The sequence below is a fragment of the Planococcus kocurii genome, assembly GCF_001465835.2.
GTDB classification, from domain to species: domain Bacteria; phylum Bacillota; class Bacilli; order Bacillales_A; family Planococcaceae; genus Planococcus; species Planococcus kocurii.
Genome location: NZ_CP013661.2, coordinates 2,229,863 through 2,247,504 on the forward strand (window position 1 = coordinate 2,229,863; position 17,642 = coordinate 2,247,504).

Sequence of the window (17,642 nt, forward strand, 5' to 3'; positions counted from 1 at the left end):
CGGCTGCTTAGGTTTAAAGTGTATTGCCTTCATTCGGAATTGGATTGTTCTTAAGCATACCGGCCAAATGATAAGTATTGTAGGCAAGTCGTTGAATCGCTGCTTTAGTAAACTCATTTTCTCTGCCAGCATCCATATAAGAAGCTCCAGGACCTGCTTCACCAACCCAATAAGCATCAACGTTCGGTGGAATGACAAACCCGATATGAGAAAGGGCGTAAAGAACGGATGCAGCAGCATGCTTAGCGCCGTCTTCGTTACCCGTGATTGCAACACCGCCAACTTTATTGTAGAAAACGGATTGTCCTTTATCATTGGTGACGCTGCTACTGCCATAAAGACGTTCAATGGTTTGCGTAGCCAATGAACTTTTTTCTCCGAGCCATAAGGGTGTACCGATAATGACAATGTCTGCTGCCATGACTTTTTCAAATACTTTAGGCCATTCATCGCCTTCACCCATATCTTCTTGAACACCGTAAGCAACGTCATAATCGGCCAAGCGGACAATTTCTGATTCTACTCCTAGTTGATTGTAATGAACTTGAACATCATTGATGAAACCTTCTGTGTGAGAAGGGTCCTTTGAACTTTTTAGTGAAGTATTGATGAAAAGTGCTTTTAATGTTTGCATCGTATCGCTCCCTTTAGGTAGTCAGGTTCTAAAAATAAGTTAACAATCGTTTTTCCGATAGAGTGTTAAGCAAATCAGTCCACGCTTATGTAATAAGCATCAAAATAATTTGCACGATATCTTCTTGAACAACTGTAGAAAATAAGAGCCTGCTTATCATTAAGTCTGTCTTGCCTTGCATATACATTTAACTATTCCCTTTTTAACTAACTATATGCAACATTCAACTTTAAATGATCGTCTTTAGAAATGAGGTGTTTTAAATGAAGAAAACAGCTGTCATGCCATATATACTCATTTTTTTCTTATTGTTTATTAAAATAAGTGCTTTTCGCGTGCTCATTTTTGACGCGAAATCCTTTTGGCATATTGCTTTGGTTGAATTTCCACTATGGGCTTTCTTGCTGTCAGTGGTATTACTGGTAGCTCATAAACAACTGTGGCAAGCAGTATGGATTTTTAACTTATTGGTCTCCATCATCTTCTTCACTGTCACACTTTATCTGCGCTATTATTCTACGATTCCTTCTTACTATGATTTACAACAAGCGACTCAGTCTAGCTCTGTCAGCAATACCATTGCGATGCTATCAACTCCATGGGATTTCTTGTTTTTCCTAGATGCTGTTTTGCTCGTATTCCTTGCTCGTCGTTGGAGAAAACCGGTGAAATTGCCGGCGATAAAACATATAGCTATTAGCATGGCGGTCATATCAGCAATATCAATTGGTTACGCTATCGAGCAGCCAGTTATTGACGTTTCCTATTTCGCAAAAGAAAACGGCTTTCTCCAATCTCAAGTAGTTCAACTGTATAATCGCTCGACCGATACGGCTCATGCCTCTTCGACTAAGTTATCGGAAAAAAAACTGGAGGAACTTAAAGGCAATAAATATGTGAAAGTGAGTGAACAAGAAAGTTTTGGAAGGGCTGAAGGACGAAACTTATTCGTTATTCAAGTAGAGTCTTTACAGAATTTCGTCATTGGCAAGACGTTGAATGGCCAAGAAATTACACCAAATCTTAATAACCTGTTAAGTGAAAGTGCTTATTTTTCAAACGTTTTCCAACAAATAGGAGCTGGTACGACTTCTGACGCGGAATGGATTGTTAACACTGGTTTGTATCCGCAAGGAATGATTCCTACAGCCAATAGTCTTTCAGGAAAGGAAGCACCTTCACTTGCACGAACATTGAAAAAAGAGGGCTACGGTTCTGCTACCTATCACGCAGATGATGTGACTTTTTGGAATCGTGACGTTCTTTATCCGGTTCTTGGTTATGAAGAGGTGTTCTCGATTGATGACATCCCGAACGTTAAAAATGTCGGTTTTGGTCCTGCGGATGAAGTGCTGTTTCGTTTTGCTGCAGATGAACTTCCACGCCAGCTCGAAACCTATGAACGCATTTACGCGAATATTGTAACCGTTACGAGTCATACACCATTTGAATTGCCATCATCTATGCAGCATCTAACTTTGCCAATTGAATACGAAGGCATGTATGTTGGAAATTACCTGCAATCAATTCGTTACGCAGACGAACAGATTGGTTTTTTCATTCAGGAACTAAAAGATCGTGGAATTTATGACGAATCCCTAATTGTTATTCTAGGTGATCATTCAGGTATGCATGGTACATTAGTGACTAAAGAAGACCAGCAGTTATTGAGTGACTTTCTCGGACATGACTACTCATTAAAAGATCAATTTACTATTCCGCTTATTTTTACTGGGGGAAACTTGTTTGAAGAAAAAGAACTGACGCGTTTGGGCGGTCAGACAGACATTATGCCAACTGTGTTAGCATTACTCGGAATTGAACACAATGCCTCGGTGATGGGACACAATCTGTTTGAGTACAAAAAGAATTTACTGGGTATGCGTTATTACATGCCAGGAGGTTCTTATATTCAGTCTGAACAATTGTACAAAGCGCCTGGCGCGAAACTGCCAGGTGTACTACACGATTTGAAAACGATGGATGAACGTAGAAAAAATAGTGATGCGAAAAAACATCGTAAAGATACAGAAACTTTGATGAACTATGCAGATACTTTGCTGACAGACTATATGAAGGACTAAGTTCGCTCGTCTAAAAAAAAGATTATAATAGTCAGTAGATGAGAGACGAGGGGGGCTGTCTATGGTGAAAGAATTCGAAAAAGAAGTGATGCACGCTATGGATAAGATGTTTGAAAATGAAATGAAGAAAGTCAATGACTCACTCAGTCAAGATCTGTTAATTTCCTTGATCGGTGAAGTGAATGCAGGGAAATCTTCTACCATCAATAAGATTATTGGAGCAGAAGTTGCGAGCACCAATCCGATGCCTGGAGAAACAGTTAGCGTGGATCCCTATAACATTCACGGGTTGGAAAACATTAAATTTATGGATACTCCCGGATTGAATGATCCTAATGACGAGAATCCTAAAAAAACCTTAGAGTTTGTACAGAAATCTGATATTGTGCTGTTTTTCTTAAACGCTGCCGGAACAGTATTTTCTGAAAGCGAAAAAGAGAAGTTTAATGAAATCGAAAAACACAATAAAGACATTTTGATTGTCTTAAATAAAATTGATGCGGCGGAAAACATACCATCCATCGTTCAATTCATCCAAGGACATACAGGTCATAAATACAAAGTCATTCCAATTTCCTCGAAAACAGAAGAGAATTTGGAGACTTTAAAAAAGGAAATTCTTTTTTTGCTCGAAAAGAAGGGGAAGGATTTGCTCTTCGCTAAAAGCTTGAAAGAAAAATCCTCTGCGGCTACGCGTTGGATTATCGGTGCTGGCGTTTCAGCAGGCGTCATCGGAGCATCACCTATCCCTGGATCAGATGTAGTACCGCTAACGTCTTTACAAGTCGGGCTGATTATCAAGTTATCGAAACTTTACGACAAACCGTTAACTAAAAAAGCAGCGAAAGACATGATTGTGATTACCGCGACACAAACAATCGGTCACACGATTTACCGGCAGGCATTAAAGTTCATTCCGGGAGCAGGATCTATTATTGGGGGCACAGTTGCTTCGTCCATGACGCTAGCACTTGGCTATGGTGTGAAGTATGCTTATGAAAATAACATGGCTATTGACTACGACATGATCGGAGACTTATTCGTAAAGCTGAAAAAACGTGAGAAAAAAGCCTGATGACTGAAAATCGCCCCTCTCCTGCAGAGGGGCGATTTTCAATTTGCTTGCGTCTTTCGAATTTGTCATTTACCTTTAGAAGAAAGGTTGGCGGAGGTGCGGGATGAAGATATTGGTTGTAGAAGATAATCCAAGTGTTAGTTCGATGCTGGAGCTGTTCTTTTCGAAAGAAGGCATTCAAGGTGAATTTGCAGCTGATGGACTAGAAGGCTACCAGAAATATAAAGAGGGCACACACGATTTGTTAATCTTGGATTGGATGCTTCCAGGAATGGACGGTATCTCATTGTGTCGCAAAATCCGTGAAGAAGGAAGCGCAGTTCCGATTATTATGCTGACTGCAAAAGATAGTGAATCTGATCAAGTGATTGGTTTTGAAATGGGAGCTGATGACTATGTCACAAAACCGTTTAGTCCGTTAACGTTGATGGCGCGTATTAAAGCAGTTACTCGCAGGACTCAAAAGATGGAAGCCACTTTGGATCTCATCGAAACTCTCCATTTTACTGTGAATAAGGAAACTCGGAGTGTCTTAAAGGATGCACAAGAAGTTGATGGTTTAACGCCTAAGGAATTTGATTTGTTAGTGTTTTTCTTGCAACATCCAAAACAAGTGTTCAGTCGTGAACAGTTATTGGAACAAGTATGGGGCTACCAGTTTTACGGTGATGAACGAACAGTGGATGTTCACATTAAACGACTTCGGAAAAAGATAAATGGCGGAGACAAGCTATTCCATACCGTATGGGGAGTGGGCTATAAATTTGAAGAACACGCGAATTAAATATTTCTATCAGCTGATTGCTAGTCATATGAGTATTTTGCTGATTGCTTTTTTGATTTTGAGTGTTTTGTTCGTTCGTTATGTAGATGACTTTGCGTATAACGAAAAAGCACAGGAATTGGAGAATTATGGTGAACAAATTATTGATGAGCTCGGTCACAAGCGACCGGGCACTAACTTGCAGTCATATGTCTCAATCTTAAAAGCACAAAATATCAGTTTTATTGTTTTTGATCAGCAAAGTCGTATTTTGTATCCGGTGTCTGGCTCTTTTCCACCTGTTGAGCTGACACCAAAAGAATGGAACGTTATTGAACAAGGCGAAACTCTTATCGTTAATCGTGATGTTGAGCGGTTCGATTTTACGGTAACATTTGTAGCGATGCCTTATTTTGAAAATGACCAATTGGCTGGTGGCGTCTTGCTTGCTTCCCCTGTTAGTGGGGTAAGTGAAATGATCGCTGAGTTAAATAAAACCTTGACCACTGCTATTTTAATTGCGTTTGCGATTGCTTTGTTGTTTAGTTTATGGCTTTCTAAAATGCATGTTAGCCGAATTCAGCGAATGCAAAAAGCGACTTCTATGATTAGTGAAGGTCATTATGATGTCAATTTGCCTGAATCGAATTTTGATGAGTTCGGTGATTTAGCACATGACTTTAACAAAATGGCTGCGAAGCTCCAGCAATCGAATGAAGAAATCGATCGGCTGGAAAATCGTCGCCGTCAATTTATGGCAGATGTGTCACATGAAATGAGAACACCACTGACCACCATTGCGGGCATCATGGAAGGGCTTCGTAACAACATGATTGAAGAAAGCCAACGGGAAAAAGGCATTCGTCTAGCGAGTGAAGAAACAAAGCGCTTAATGCGTCTCGTTAATGAAAATTTGGATTACGAGAAAATTAGATCTAATCAAGTCGTGCTAACAAAAGAAGAAATTGATGCAGATGAGCTATTAGAAATTATCCAAGAACAGCTTTATCAGCAGGCAAAAGATAAAGGCAATACAATTGTCATTCACACGAATCCAGGAGATATTATCTATGGCGATATGGATCGTCTCATTCAAATCCTGATGAACATCGTCAAAAATGCGATTCAGTTTACCGAAGGAGGTACCATTTTCTTAACCACTCATTCTGAACCCGACCACATGTCGATTATTGTTGAAGATAACGGGGTGGGAATTGATGTCGAGGAAATTGATTTGATTTGGCGTCGTTTCTATAAAGCAGATTTATCGCGCGGAAGTGGCCAATTTGGATTGGGCTTATCAATTGTTAAGCAATTGGTGACGCTGCATGATGGAGAAATTGATGTGGAAAGTAAAAAAGAGCAAGGCACGAAGTTTATTATCCGCTTGCCACATAAAAAATGACTTGGGACAAACAGTCTCAAGTCATTTTTTTGAAAAAAATAGTTGATTGTTAAAACTCTAGTCATAGTTTATTCATAATTGCTTGATAAGCTAGAGATAACAACTTAGGAAAAGAGGAAATAAGTATGAAAAAACTTTTATACATTGGAATTGGCGTACTAGCGGCAAGCGCAATTTTTGTGATGGTTGCATTTTCAGGGGACGACTCAGTAGCTTCAGTAGGAGATAAAGAAATCACCAAAGAAGCCTTGTATGACAAAATGGTCGCTTCTGCTGGTGCAGCGACACTCGACGCGATGATTTCAAACGAAGTGGTCAATCAAGAAGCGGATAAAGCAGACATTAAAGTGACTCAAGAAGAGCTCGACGCAGAAATGGCAGTCTATGAAGAAAGTTATGGTGGGGCGGAAGCACTTGAACAAGCACTGGCGTCAAGCGGAATGTCGATAGCAGATCTGGAAGACGAAATGAAAATTTACTTGAAAGTTGAAAAAATCGTCGGACCAGATATTAACATAACAGATGAGCAAATCAGTACGTATTTTGAAGAAAACAAAGAGTCTTTTGAACAGCCTTCAAAAGTTGCAGCAAACCACATTTTGGTAGGCACTCAAGAAGAAGCAGACGAAGTCAAAGCGAAGCTTGATGATGGTGATGACTTTGCCGAACTAGCAGCAGCATATTCTACAGATACAAGCAATGCTGACAATGGCGGTGCACTAGGTGAATTTGGTGCAGGAGAAATGGCAGCAGAGTTTGAAGCAGCAGCATTTAGTATGAAAGTTGATGAAATCAGTGAGCCTGTAGAAACGGAATATGGCTTCCACATCATCCAAGTGACTGGAAAAACAGATGCAGCAGATGCAAATTTAGAAGACAGCAAAGAACAGATAAAAGAAACTCTATTTGATGAAGCATTAAATACAAAATATGCTGAATGGCTAGCTGAAAAAATCGAATCATACGATATCGTCAATACTTTAACAAAATAGAGGAGGAGAACACATGGGGTATTATAATTCATCTGAACCTAAAGGAAACAAAAAAGGCTATTTTGCTTCAAGCTTTACAGGGTTACTTGCAGGGGCGTTGTTAGTAGGAGTCATTTTGCCGAGTGTGACTGATGGAGAAGTGGCAGGGACTGAACCGACGTCCACCAGTCAGGCGGTCAGTGGCTTGCAAACAACATCTTCAGTTGTCACTTCAGATGTAACGAAGGTTGTTGAGAATACAACAGATGCAGTGGTCGGGGTTTCCAATTTACAAGTAGCACAACAAGATCCTTTCGCTGCACAAACTAGTGAAAAAGAGCAATCGCAAGAAGCGGGTGTCGGATCTGGCGTCATTTATAAAAAAGATGGCGACACTGCATATGTTGTGACGAATAACCATGTAGTAGAAGGCGCAGAAAAAGTGAAGGTCACGTTATCAGATGGGACAGAACTTGATGCAGAAGTACTGGGAACAGATGTCTGGACTGATTTGGCGGTGTTGAAAGTTCCAGCTGCGAGTATCAAAACGGTAGCAGAATTTGGAGATTCGTCGGTATTACAAGCAGGTGAGCCAGTTATCGCTATTGGTAATCCATTAGGCCTGCAGTTTTCAGGGTCAGTAACGACAGGTGTCATTTCAGGAACAGAGCGCTTAGTGCCAATTGATATAAACCAAGACGGCACAGAAGACTGGCAGTCAGAAGTTCTTCAGACCGATGCCGCTATTAGTCCCGGAAATAGCGGGGGCGCGTTGATTAATGCACAAGGGCAAGTAATTGGCATCAACTCCATGAAAATCGCTCAAAGTGCTGTAGAAGGAATTGGCCTGGCGATACCGATCAATACAGCCATTCCAATTATCTCAGATCTGGAAACGCAAGGAACGGTAAGCCGACCATCAATGGGAGTTGCGATTTTGGACTTAGCAGAAGTCCCTGCACAATATCGCGGCAATCAATTGAACTTGCCAGCTGAAGTTGAAGGGGGCATCGTCGTTCAATCGGTAGTTGAAGGTTCAGGAGCGTCAACAGCAGGGCTAGAAGCATATGATGTCATTGTTGAACTAGACGGAAAACCAGTGAATTCTGTATTGGAACTTCGTCAATACTTGTACAACGAAACGAAAGTCGGAGAGACGCTGAAAGTGAAAGCTTATCGAAACGGAGAGCTTCAAAATTTTGAGCTGACATTAATGGAAAATAGCTAAAACACGAAGAAAAAGGGGAGCTCTCAAAAAGTCATGAACAATGACTTTTGAGGGCACCCCCTTTTTATTATGGATAAGTTGAATTGCCTGATAAAAAAATTAGTTAGAAACGCCAAACCAATCTGTTCCAATTCCGAAGCCGATGAGGATGAGAACTAGTATAACAAAGATGATAATACCGAGTTGCAATGGCTTGTAACCGGTAACTTTCGGTTCTTGTAATCCTTGTTTATCTTCAGGTGGACGGCGTTTTGCTTCTTCTTCGGTCTCTTTCATGTATTTCTTTTTGTCGTCGTTGCTCATTTGAATGCCTCCTCGAAGGTGCTAGTAGTTTTCTTTACCCTGTTAAGAAAAAGTTCAATCCATGAACTTTTCTTCTGACTGCAACTCACGTTGAGTGAGTTTCTGAGCCAGTTCACGACCGAAAAGCTGTGAAGATTGCGGATCGCGACCTGTTAGAATTTGTTTGCTCCCCCAGACCACATAGGCGTCGTGATTGCTCTCTTCGTGGTAATTGCCAATCTTCTTTAATTCATCTTCAAGGCTAAAAGGTAATAGTTCGACAACCTCTTTTGGTTCTTTGTTATTTGGGTAGCCGGTTACTTTCAGCCCTTCTAAAAGATGGCGACCGTCCCTAGTCTTTGTATAAACCAGTGGTGCCGGTCCGTGACAAACAGCGGATACAATACCGCCCAATTCATAAACGACATTAATCACAGCGTGTAAGTCTTCGTTGTGTGCTAAGTCAAACATCGCCCCATGTCCGCCAACGATCATAATGGCGTCGTAGTCGCTAGCTTTAACATCAACTATCGGTGTCGTCTTATCTGCCATACCTGATTCGTATTGCTTTTTGTAGATACCATCTGGATCGTAATCTTTACTTATACTGATTGGATCTACAGTAGGTTTACCGCCCTCAATAGAAGCAAGTCCGACAGTATGTCCTTCTTTTTCAAGCTCTAGTGCAGGAGCAAAAAGTTCTTCTGCCCACCATCCTGTTACGTAATTATGTTCTTCGTTTATATAGCCATTTGACAGTACTGCCAATACTTTCGCCATTCTTTTTTCCTCCTGTTTGGAAAAGTCTTTGTTCTTTCATTTACCCTGTAAAGAAATCCTGAAACGTAATGGATACAGAGTGTTTGGATTTGAGTTCGGAGATATGCTAGGATTATTACATGAAACGAGAGAAGAGGTAGATCACTTGAGAGAGTTAAACCAAAAAACCCAAGTGACTTTGCTTGAAGCTATGCTCGATGGCAGCAAAGTTGGGACAATTGTGACTGATCCGTCACAGCAGGACAATCCAATCATTTATACAAATAGAACCTTTATCGAAATGACCGGATATACGCAACAAGAAGTAATTGGGGAAAACTGTCGTTTCTTGCAGGGACCTGAAACATCAAAAGAAGATACTGAAAAAATGAAAAAAGCTATCGCCAATAAAGAAAAAGTGATTGTGACTTTATTAAATTATCGCAAAGACGGTTCTCCATTCTGGAACCGGCTAGTAATTGAGCCTGTCTGGATAGACGAGAAGCTTTATTTTATCGGCACGCAAACGGACATTACGTTAGAGCGTGCTCAACAACAGGCGATTATGGCGAACGAAGACGAGATTGAAAAATTGATGCTCCCTATTTTGTCCGTACAGGAAAATGTTGCGACCGTTGCACTTGTTGGAACTATGGACATTCAGCGCTTTGAAATGTTGAAGGTGAAAATTTGCGAATATGTTCAACAGCACCGTATTGAATATGCAATTATCGACATCACCGGTCTGACTTGGAACGAAAAATCACCGCTTTATTGGTTTTCACAAATTTACGAAGCACTTCGAATTATGGGAAGTAAACTTTATGTAACAGGCATTTCTGCGGTTGCTGCTCAGCAGTTTGTCAATAATTTAGATCGTGACAGTCGCTTAGTTACATTTTCAACAATTGAAAAAGCATTGAATTTTATTGCACAAGAAGAAAGTGGAAAAAGTCGCTTGAGACAAAATAAATAATGACGACAGTTGCTAAAAACAGCCCCGGCGTATGCCGGGGCTGTTGTATTTTACGAACTAATATAATCTCCACCATTAATATGAATCGCTTGTCCTGTTACGTAGGTAGAGTCTTTAGAAGCTAGATATACGTAAGCTGGCGCCAATTCAGAAGGTTGCCCACGTCGCTCCATTAATGTGTCGTTCCCTTGGTTTTTGACTTTTTCTGCATCAAAAGTTGAGGGGATAAGAGGTGTCCAAATAGGACCAGGTGCAACTGAATTTACGCGGATGCCTTGTTCTGCAATGTTAGCAGACAACGAGCGAGTAAAGCTTGTAATTGCTCCTTTGGTTGACGAATAATCAATTAGTCCAGGAGCACCGCGGTAAGCAGTTACGGATGAAGTATTGATGATACTGTCTCCTTTTTGAAGATGTGGGAGAGCAGCTTGAGTTAAATAGAACATACTAAAAATGTTAGTAGAGAAAGTTTCCATTAATTGATCAGGGCTAATCGCTAGAAAGTCATCTTGTGGAAACTGTTTTCCAGCATTGTTCACTAACACATTCAATTGGCCGAATTCAGAAATAATGTCTACTATAAGCTGATTGCAATTTTCAACGTCACTGACATCGGTGGCAAATTTAATTGCCTTTGCTCCGTAAGACTCAATCGCTGCTATTGTTTTTTTTGCATCTTCGTGTTCGTCAAGATAGGCGATAGCGATGCTGGCACCTTCTTTAGCATAGGCCACTGCTACTGCGCGACCGATCCCACTGTCTCCGCCTGTAATAAGTGCGACTTTTCCTTCAAGTTTTCCAGAACCTCTATAGTCTTTGTCATCATAAATCGGTTCAGGGTTCATTTGCTTCTCGGACCCCGGCTGTGTAGATTGTTCTTGAGGTTCAACTTGTTCATCTATTTTTTCGAATTCATCTCTCGCCATTGTAAATCCTCCTCTAGTTTAAGTAGTACTAGTTGCATTATTCCCGTTGGTAATCCACTTAAACACTGGAGAGCAGAACTAGATTAATCAGAGTTCAAAAAAGGCAGTGCCCGTTTAGAGAGGGCACTGCCGATGTTTAAGCGATCGTTATTCTGCGGCAATGACGCCACAGGCAATGCGGTCTCCAGAGTCACCAGAAGGATCGGTTTTTTGATCATCTTCTCCTGCGTGGATAACAAGCGCAGTTCCGCCTTCTTTGAGTAATGAATCCTCTTCGCCAATTTCAAGCGTCACATTTTCGGCAACAAATTCTTGTGAGACGTTGCCGTCTTCGCCTACTTCAAGGTTCGGCAAGTCACCGGCATGCGGACCGTCAGCGTTGTCCATACCATGCATCGTACTTTCTGGGTTAAAGTGATCACCAGCTGATTTGAAGTCAGGAACTTCACACATACCTTCTTGGTGGAAGTGAATACCATGCATGCCTTGTTCTAAATTTTCTGCTTGAAGTGCGACTGCGACACCGCTGTCTTCTTCAGTCAATTCAGCAGTGCCTATCGCATCACCGTCACTGTTCATTAATTCGACGGTTACCATCAGGATTTCGCCATCGTTATTGGTAGCTGCTCCTTCAGTTGAATCTTCACTGCTGTTGCTGTCATCGTTCGTTTCTTCTGTTGCGCCATCAGATTCCGTAGGCGGATCTTCTGTCGTGTCATTGCCACATGCTGCTAAAAGGACTAAAAAGCTTACGATTAAACCGAACAACAACCAACGCTTCATCTGAATTCCTCCTTTAAGATCGTCTTACTCTTTCTTACACGTTAAAGAGAGAGAGTAAACGCAATTTTTCAAAACAGCTTCTTTTGTAGGAGAAGAAATTCCAATAAAGGGAAGCTCATTTTCTATAAGAGGAATAGATGAAAAAATGCTCCACTTCTGACTAATCACGAAAGTCAGAAGTGGAGCACTTAAAGCAGTAGTGAAAGAAATCGCACTTATCGATAAAAATTTAGGTGAAATCAGTCGGTTTTCTAGTTTTTCTTTTGCGAAAAACTAGTGCAAAACCAAAAAGGGTAGATACTAAACTTACAGCTGCAGCTGACTTAAAAAAGGGCGGTCGATAAGCAAGCGAAATGTCGTTATCGCCTGCCTCTAGTGGAATTGCCATAAAGGCAAAGTCGGCTTTTGCTACCTGTACTTTTTTGCCATTTACGTGTGCTTGCCAGCCGCGTTCATACGGAATGGATAGCTTTAAGAAGTCATCGTTGTCTTTATTGGCATAATCCAAGCGAACCTGACTGCCATCAATTGATAGATTGCTAGACAAGTCTGGTTGAGCAGCTTGTTTGCGCAAGGATTCATAGGAAGCAGAATAAACTTGGATATCGGTTATGTCATAGCGTCCTTTTGGAAGACGAATTTCAATGGATTCATCAGCAGGTATGCGAATTGTTAAGTCGTCTACAAATGTTTTGTAAATAGACTGATTGGACTTTCTTGTTGTTTGGTAATCATTCACTTCAAGTAGGAAGCCTTGATCGGCTGCCTTTGTTTCTAAATGGAAAGAAACAAATAAGTCATCACCGGATAGCGGTAGGTTTTCTACGGTTAAGTTCAAGCCGCCTGTTCTCTCTACGACTGTTAGGACATCGTCATGATAAGTAGCCCCAATTGTAGCTTGGTCAAAGGCAAGGATGTTTTCATTCGACTCTGGCAAAGAAGCCGTATCTTGACTGCGATCTAGTACAACCCCAGTCAGCATCGCTTGTTCACGCATTAGCGGAGATAGCTTAGCCAATTGCTGTTCTTCGTAAACTGTGGAAGTCGACCGTGCAAACGGCAAAACGTAGTCGTTTTCATAGACGATATACTTTTCGGAAGAATGGATCTCATTAAAGCCATAAGGAATATTGGTGTCTCCACGCGAGCGAATCACGTATTTGCCTTGTAGCATGCTGTACAAGTTGGCGCGGTTGCCGAGTGTGGCGTAACGACTAACACTTTCACGTCCCATATCAATTTCAAGATCATACAAATAAAAATACAATAAGTTTTTGTTTAAAATACTAGAATATGCACTTAGTCCTTGGAAGTCTTGAACGATTGGCGTGTTATTGCGGACACCTTCCATCCAATCAATTCGATAAAGTTCGTCGCTTTCTTTTGTGTGAATAAACTCAATGAGTGTATTGATTTCAGGGTCATCATAGTCGACTCCCGTTATCAATTCTTCGCTAACTTGTGAGATATCACCTTCATCCAGAATTTTTTCGGTTTGATAAAGGTTAGCAAACAGCAAAGTCCAAACTAAAACGGATGCCATTAACAGCCATTTGACTATATCTTTATTGAAATTTACGTATAGAGCTAGCAGCAACAATGTCATGATGAGCGCGCGAATCGCAAGCGTTGAGAACTCTGAGTCCATTTCAAAATACTCGTCGTTTCGAACGTAATAAACAAAACTTAAAATCGTTAGTATCGCTGGAAGTAGAAAACGCCATCGTGTAAATTTATGCAATTGATCAAATGCGACCGCAACGGCTCCGCCCATAACTAAGGATAAAAAATATTCCCAACGGTATTGCGGAGCAGAAAAGCCGTTAAAGGCACTGCCAATCATCGGACTATTGTGCATAATTATCGCGACGATTCCAAGTAGTGCAAACAACCGGAATGTTTTATGGTTATACAGAAACCAGCAAAACAATACGAGGACGAAAAATGCAGGCAAGACAATAATTGAGCTACTGAACAAAATATTATCAAGTAGTTCATTTTTCCAAAGAATTTCTTGCTTAAAATCGGGTCTATGGTTGTTTAAATAGGCATAGACAGCAGGCACAAAAGAAACTGCACTGATACCTGCACCAATCAGTCCGGCGATCAAAAAGCTCATTATACTTTTCTTTTTGGTTTGTTCATTCGTAGAGAGTGGGATAAACAGACGGAACAGAATATAAAGTGCAGTTAACAAAAAATTGATATAAGCAAAATAGAAATTGTCAATCATTGATACGGCGATAGCTACTAAAAACCAACCAGGCTTTTGTTCGCGGAAGATTTTTTCGACACCAAACAATAGCAGTGGAAGCCATAAATAGGCATCTGCGAAAAATTCCCAATACGTAGCGTGGCGGAAATACATTCCTGATAAACCATAAAGACAAGCACCTATAAAAGCAGCAGGTTTTGAAATGTTCATATACATAAATAATCGAGTAGTGATAAATAGCACAGTGGCCAGACGAATAATGCTGATGAAAACAGCGGCATTTGCCCAAAACAAGACGTCAGTTGTCTGGATAATATTCGCGAATTTTAAAAGGGCAACGATCATTACTGAAACTAGGAACACAATAGATGTAGAAAAATAATAAGACAGTTCGCTGAATGTGCCAGCTCCTAATCCAAAATCAAACGAGTAGAAAAACTCTCCCCGTGTATATTGTTCAAATAGAAGATCCTTAAAAGGGAGCATTTGAGAGAGTCCATCGTTAATACCTACCATGAAATGCCCATTTGCCCATTGGCGGAGAAAAACAGTATGACCGATTGCTGACAGCAGCAAGCTGAAAAACAATAGAACAAGAGCAGGGCGCAGTTTTTGCATAGAGTCACCGTCTTTTTTTCTTATTTTGGAGAAGGCGTATCTTTAAGAATTTTACTCGATACGACAAATGTTATTGGAACTGTAAACAATACGGCTGCAAAAGGAGCGATATTGCTATTGAGGTGAAGAAATTCTACGAAAATAAAAATTAACACAGTAGAAACCGACATGTTAACGACTTGAGTTAATGGAAAGTATAAGTATTTCTTAAGTGTAGGCTTTATGCGATACGTGACATAGCAGTTTAAGAAAAAAGAGATGTTCAAACTGATTAAGAATCCGACAAGATGTGCCAGAAGGTAAGGCAAATTGAAAACATTGTGAAGCAACAAGTAAATCGAGTAATAACTCAAGGTATTAAGGACCCCAACAAAGACGAAGCGAGTAAATTCAGTATTCAGCGCTTTAGGATTCATTGTATTCATCCGCATTGCTAATATCTACAAGAAAGTGTGGGCGTTGTTTGGTTTCATTGTAAATACGTCCAATATATTCACCGATAACTCCGAGACTGATCAATTGAATGCCTCCTAGTAACAAGATTGCTGTAATTGTCGTAAAGTACCCGGGAGCTCCGATACCTTCTTGCATAATATTGTATAACGTAAAAAAGATATAAATGAGTGACAGAAACAAAACCAAAAAGCCTGAGTAAAAACAAACGCGTAAAGGCTTCATATTAAATGAAATGATGCCGTCGATGCCGTAATTGACGAGACTAGCAAATGACCATTTGGAGTCGCCGTCAGTGCGCAACACATTTTCGTAGTTGATGGTCTTTTTGCTGAGCCCAATCCAAGAAAACAAACCTTTGGAGAATCGATTACTTTCGCTCAACGTTAAAATGGCATTAATGGCTTTGCGACTTAGAAGCCGGAAGTCTCCTTCCCCGTCTTGCAGATCAACATCAGTAATCGAGTTGATCAGCTTATAGTAAAGTGAAGAGAATAGCGAACGAACTTTAGAATCGCCCGTGCGTGAACGTTTCGCCACAACTTGGTTAAAACCTTCCTCGTAGCCTGTAACCATTTCCCCAATCAAAGTGGGAGGGTGTTGTAAATCACTATCCATAACGATGGCGGCGTCGCCTTTAATGCGCTTCAAGCCGGCGAGCATTGCAGACTCTTTTCCGAAATTACGTGTCAATGAAATGTATTTTACATTCTCATGCACTTCGGCTAATTTTAAAATCTCTTGGAGTGTGGAATCGCTGCTGCCGTCATTGATGAACATAATCTCATAACGATATGGAAGCGCCTCAAGTTCCTGCGCCAACTTGGCATACATGGAAGCGATATTGGCTTCTTCATTAAAAGCCGGAACGACAATAGAGATAAGCTTCATTATTGGTTGCTCCTTTCAAACTGCTTTTGAAAATAATTTTTTAGCTAGTATTGGCTACCTTAATTAAGAACTATGCCTGAAAATGAAACTTCTTAGCGTTAGATACGTATTAGTATACGTCAGGTGTTTTAAGAAAGCATTTGTCTGAAAATTCAGCGTGAACTTACAACCTGTAAAACTTCAGAACGTGAAATTTGAAAAGACAATGCCTGAATTTTCGGGTTTTCTGGTAGGTTCTATTCGTTGAATTTTACATGGCGGACCAATACTATTAAAATAGAATACATACTGATGAATGGAGAGTGTTAAGAATGGCGATCAATCTCGTAAAAGGTCAAAAAATCGATTTAACAAAAGGACGTTCATCGCTTTCAAGCATAATGGTTGGATTAGGATGGGATCCTGTCGCAACTAAAAAAAGCGGAGGCTTTTTAAGCGGCCTATTAGGTGGCGGCGGTGGCGGTGCTGAAGTGGACTGTGACGCATCTGTCTTATTGCTAGACGAAAATGGCAAGCTGACAGCCAAAGAAAACTTAATTTATTTTGGTAACAAGAAAAGCAAAGATGGCAGCGTAGTTCATTCGGGCGATAACTTAACTGGAGAAGGCGAAGGCGACGATGAAGTTATCAATATCGACTTGAAACGTATTTCACCTTCTGTTCATCGCTTAGTATTTGTTGTGAATATCTATAACGCTAAACAGAAGAAACAAGATTTCGGCATGATTGAAAATGCCTTTATTCGCTTAGTCGACAATCAGTCGAAAGAAGAATTGGTTCACTACAACCTTACCGATAATTATGCAGGTAAAATGTCGTTAATTACAGGCGAACTTTACCGTCAAGGTGCAGATTGGAAGTTTTCAGCTATTGGTGAAGGCGCAATCGAACCTGATATCGGATCAATTGCAAACAAATATTCTTAAGGAGTGTTGAGAAAATGGCAATTAACTTATCAAAAGGTCAAAAAGTAGATTTAACAAAAAGCAATCCGGGCTTATCTAAAGTAATCGTAGGCTTAGGTTGGGACACAAACAAATATGATGGCGGACAAGATTTTGACTTGGATTCTTCCGTCTTCCTCTTAAACAGCGAAGGCAAAACGGCTTCAGAAGCTGATTTTATCTTCTATAATAATACAACGGGTGCTGCTGGCGCTGTAGAGCATACGGGTGACAACAAAACGGGTGAAGGTGACGGAGATGACGAGCAAGTAAACGTTAATTTGTCAGCTATTCCAGCTTCAATTGAGAAAGCAACTTTTGCCATCACGATTCACGATGCAGAATCACGCAGTCAAAACTTTGGCCAAGTGAGCAACTCATATGTACGCATCATCAATGGAGACACAAATGAAGAGTTGATCCGTTACGATTTAGGTGAAGACTTTTCAATTGAAACTGCAGTCGTTGTCGGGGAACTTTACCGTCACGGAGGAGAATGGAAATTTAACGCCATTGGCAGCGGTTATCAAGGCGGCTTAGAGTCTCTTGTGAAGGACTTTGGCTTAAACAGCTGAGTTAACGATGGAAAAGCAAGGAGACTATCTCCTTGCTTTTTGTCCATTCATATACGAAAT

General features: G+C 40.6%; 17 protein-coding genes. 9 read left to right on the forward strand and 8 right to left on the reverse strand.

The features are described from left to right. Positions 1–13: 13 nt before the first annotated feature. Entirely contained in the window at positions 14–634 is a 621-nt protein-coding gene (locus AUO94_RS11020; RefSeq protein WP_058384258.1) for a flavodoxin family protein, read from the reverse strand. Between the two features lie 263 nt (positions 635–897). Here AUO94_RS11020 and AUO94_RS11025 point away from each other — a divergent pair, with 263 nt between their 5' ends. From AUO94_RS11025 to AUO94_RS11050, 6 genes are all read left to right on the forward strand, one after another. After that, entirely contained in the window at positions 898–2,718 is a 1,821-nt protein-coding gene (locus AUO94_RS11025) for an LTA synthase family protein (protein WP_058384259.1), read from the forward strand. Between the two features lie 61 nt (positions 2,719–2,779). Continuing rightward, positions 2,780–3,793, forward strand: a complete 1,014-nt coding sequence (locus AUO94_RS11030; protein WP_082707538.1) for a GTPase — start codon at positions 2,780–2,782, stop codon at positions 3,791–3,793. A gap of 103 nt (positions 3,794–3,896) precedes the next feature. Beyond that, positions 3,897–4,577, forward strand: coding sequence for a response regulator transcription factor (locus AUO94_RS11035; protein ID WP_058384260.1), 681 nt, complete (start codon positions 3,897–3,899; stop codon positions 4,575–4,577). Further along, positions 4,558–5,961: a sensor histidine kinase gene (locus tag AUO94_RS11040; RefSeq protein ID WP_237150108.1), complete on the forward strand. Its 1,404-nt coding sequence runs from the start codon at positions 4,558–4,560 to the stop codon at positions 5,959–5,961. The genes AUO94_RS11035 and AUO94_RS11040 overlap by 20 nt, the downstream gene beginning before the upstream one ends. A 125-nt stretch (positions 5,962–6,086) precedes the next feature. Beyond that, positions 6,087–6,953, forward strand: a complete 867-nt coding sequence (locus AUO94_RS11045; RefSeq protein ID WP_058384262.1) for a peptidylprolyl isomerase — start codon at positions 6,087–6,089, stop codon at positions 6,951–6,953. A 13-nt stretch (positions 6,954–6,966) separates the two neighbouring features. After that, complete coding sequence (locus AUO94_RS11050) at positions 6,967–8,160, forward strand: S1C family serine protease (RefSeq protein WP_058384263.1); 1,194 nt, start codon at positions 6,967–6,969, stop codon at positions 8,158–8,160. 99 nt (positions 8,161–8,259) lie between these two features. On the opposite strand, the gene AUO94_RS11055 is transcribed toward AUO94_RS11050, so the two are convergent. Next, positions 8,260–8,463 (reverse strand): hypothetical protein, encoded by a 204-nt coding sequence (locus AUO94_RS11055; protein ID WP_058384264.1) that lies wholly within the window; start codon positions 8,461–8,463, stop codon positions 8,260–8,262. Between the two features lie 54 nt (positions 8,464–8,517). Next, positions 8,518–9,222 carry a type 1 glutamine amidotransferase domain-containing protein gene (locus AUO94_RS11060; protein WP_058384265.1) on the reverse strand — a complete coding sequence of 235 codons (705 nt, stop codon included), beginning with the start codon at positions 9,220–9,222 and terminating at the stop codon, positions 8,518–8,520. A 103-nt stretch (positions 9,223–9,325) separates the two neighbouring features. Here AUO94_RS11060 and ytvA point away from each other — a divergent pair, with 103 nt between their 5' ends. Then, positions 9,326–10,177 (forward strand): YtvA family blue-light photoreceptor, encoded by an 852-nt coding sequence (gene ytvA, locus AUO94_RS11065; RefSeq protein ID WP_058384266.1) that lies wholly within the window; start codon positions 9,326–9,328, stop codon positions 10,175–10,177. A gap of 50 nt (positions 10,178–10,227) precedes the next feature. Here ytvA and AUO94_RS11070 read toward each other — a convergent pair whose 3' ends face one another. The 5 genes from AUO94_RS11070 to AUO94_RS11090 all read right to left on the reverse strand — a co-directional run bounded on the left by AUO94_RS11070 (position 10,228) and on the right by AUO94_RS11090 (position 16,063). Next, on the reverse strand, positions 10,228–11,103 hold the full coding sequence (locus AUO94_RS11070; RefSeq protein WP_058384267.1) for an SDR family oxidoreductase: 876 nt from the start codon (positions 11,101–11,103) through the stop codon (positions 10,228–10,230). Positions 11,104–11,250: 147 nt separating this feature from the next. Continuing rightward, positions 11,251–11,886 carry a superoxide dismutase family protein gene (locus AUO94_RS11075; protein WP_058384268.1) on the reverse strand — a complete coding sequence of 212 codons (636 nt, stop codon included), beginning with the start codon at positions 11,884–11,886 and terminating at the stop codon, positions 11,251–11,253. Between the two features lie 229 nt (positions 11,887–12,115). Further along, positions 12,116–14,719 carry a YfhO family protein gene (locus AUO94_RS11080; protein WP_058384269.1) on the reverse strand — a complete coding sequence of 868 codons (2,604 nt, stop codon included), beginning with the start codon at positions 14,717–14,719 and terminating at the stop codon, positions 12,116–12,118. Between the two features lie 20 nt (positions 14,720–14,739). Next, the gene (locus AUO94_RS11085) at positions 14,740–15,135 is read right to left on the reverse strand and encodes a GtrA family protein (RefSeq protein WP_058384270.1); all 396 of its coding nucleotides are present in this window, start codon (positions 15,133–15,135) and stop codon (positions 14,740–14,742) included. Continuing rightward, the gene (locus tag AUO94_RS11090; protein ID WP_058384271.1) at positions 15,125–16,063 is read right to left on the reverse strand and encodes a glycosyltransferase family 2 protein; all 939 of its coding nucleotides are present in this window, start codon (positions 16,061–16,063) and stop codon (positions 15,125–15,127) included. The genes AUO94_RS11085 and AUO94_RS11090 overlap by 11 nt, the downstream gene beginning before the upstream one ends. Positions 16,064–16,374: 311 nt before the next feature. On the opposite strand from AUO94_RS11090, the gene AUO94_RS11095 reads away from it, so the two are divergent. Together AUO94_RS11095 and AUO94_RS11100 are read left to right on the forward strand one after the other, a co-directional pair. Continuing rightward, entirely contained in the window at positions 16,375–16,989 is a 615-nt protein-coding gene (locus AUO94_RS11095) for a TerD family protein (protein ID WP_058384272.1), read from the forward strand. 14 nt (positions 16,990–17,003) lie between these two features. Then, the gene (locus AUO94_RS11100) at positions 17,004–17,582 is read left to right on the forward strand and encodes a TerD family protein (RefSeq protein ID WP_058384273.1); all 579 of its coding nucleotides are present in this window, start codon (positions 17,004–17,006) and stop codon (positions 17,580–17,582) included. Positions 17,583–17,642: the final 60 nt, after the last annotated feature.

Coding starts and splice junctions, on each gene's coding strand:
- AUO94_RS11020 (WP_058384258.1), bottom strand. CDS start 634: ATGCAAACATTAAAAGCACTTTTCATCAATACTTCACTAAAAAGTTCA.
- AUO94_RS11025 (WP_058384259.1), top strand. CDS start 898: ATGAAGAAAACAGCTGTCATGCCATATATACTCATTTTTTTCTTATTG.
- AUO94_RS11030 (WP_082707538.1), top strand. CDS start 2,780: ATGGTGAAAGAATTCGAAAAAGAAGTGATGCACGCTATGGATAAGATG.
- AUO94_RS11035 (WP_058384260.1), top strand. CDS start 3,897: ATGAAGATATTGGTTGTAGAAGATAATCCAAGTGTTAGTTCGATGCTG.
- AUO94_RS11045 (WP_058384262.1), top strand. CDS start 6,087: ATGAAAAAACTTTTATACATTGGAATTGGCGTACTAGCGGCAAGCGCA.
- AUO94_RS11050 (WP_058384263.1), top strand. CDS start 6,967: ATGGGGTATTATAATTCATCTGAACCTAAAGGAAACAAAAAAGGCTAT.
- AUO94_RS11055 (WP_058384264.1), bottom strand. CDS start 8,463: ATGAGCAACGACGACAAAAAGAAATACATGAAAGAGACCGAAGAAGAA.
- AUO94_RS11060 (WP_058384265.1), bottom strand. CDS start 9,222: ATGGCGAAAGTATTGGCAGTACTGTCAAATGGCTATATAAACGAAGAA.
- ytvA (WP_058384266.1), top strand. CDS start 9,326: ATGCTAGGATTATTACATGAAACGAGAGAAGAGGTAGATCACTTGAGA.
- AUO94_RS11070 (WP_058384267.1), bottom strand. CDS start 11,103: ATGGCGAGAGATGAATTCGAAAAAATAGATGAACAAGTTGAACCTCAA.
- AUO94_RS11075 (WP_058384268.1), bottom strand. CDS start 11,886: ATGAAGCGTTGGTTGTTGTTCGGTTTAATCGTAAGCTTTTTAGTCCTT.
- AUO94_RS11080 (WP_058384269.1), bottom strand. CDS start 14,719: ATGCAAAAACTGCGCCCTGCTCTTGTTCTATTGTTTTTCAGCTTGCTG.
- AUO94_RS11085 (WP_058384270.1), bottom strand. CDS start 15,135: ATGAATCCTAAAGCGCTGAATACTGAATTTACTCGCTTCGTCTTTGTT.
- AUO94_RS11090 (WP_058384271.1), bottom strand. CDS start 16,063: ATGAAGCTTATCTCTATTGTCGTTCCGGCTTTTAATGAAGAAGCCAAT.
- AUO94_RS11095 (WP_058384272.1), top strand. CDS start 16,375: ATGGCGATCAATCTCGTAAAAGGTCAAAAAATCGATTTAACAAAAGGA.
- AUO94_RS11100 (WP_058384273.1), top strand. CDS start 17,004: ATGGCAATTAACTTATCAAAAGGTCAAAAAGTAGATTTAACAAAAAGC.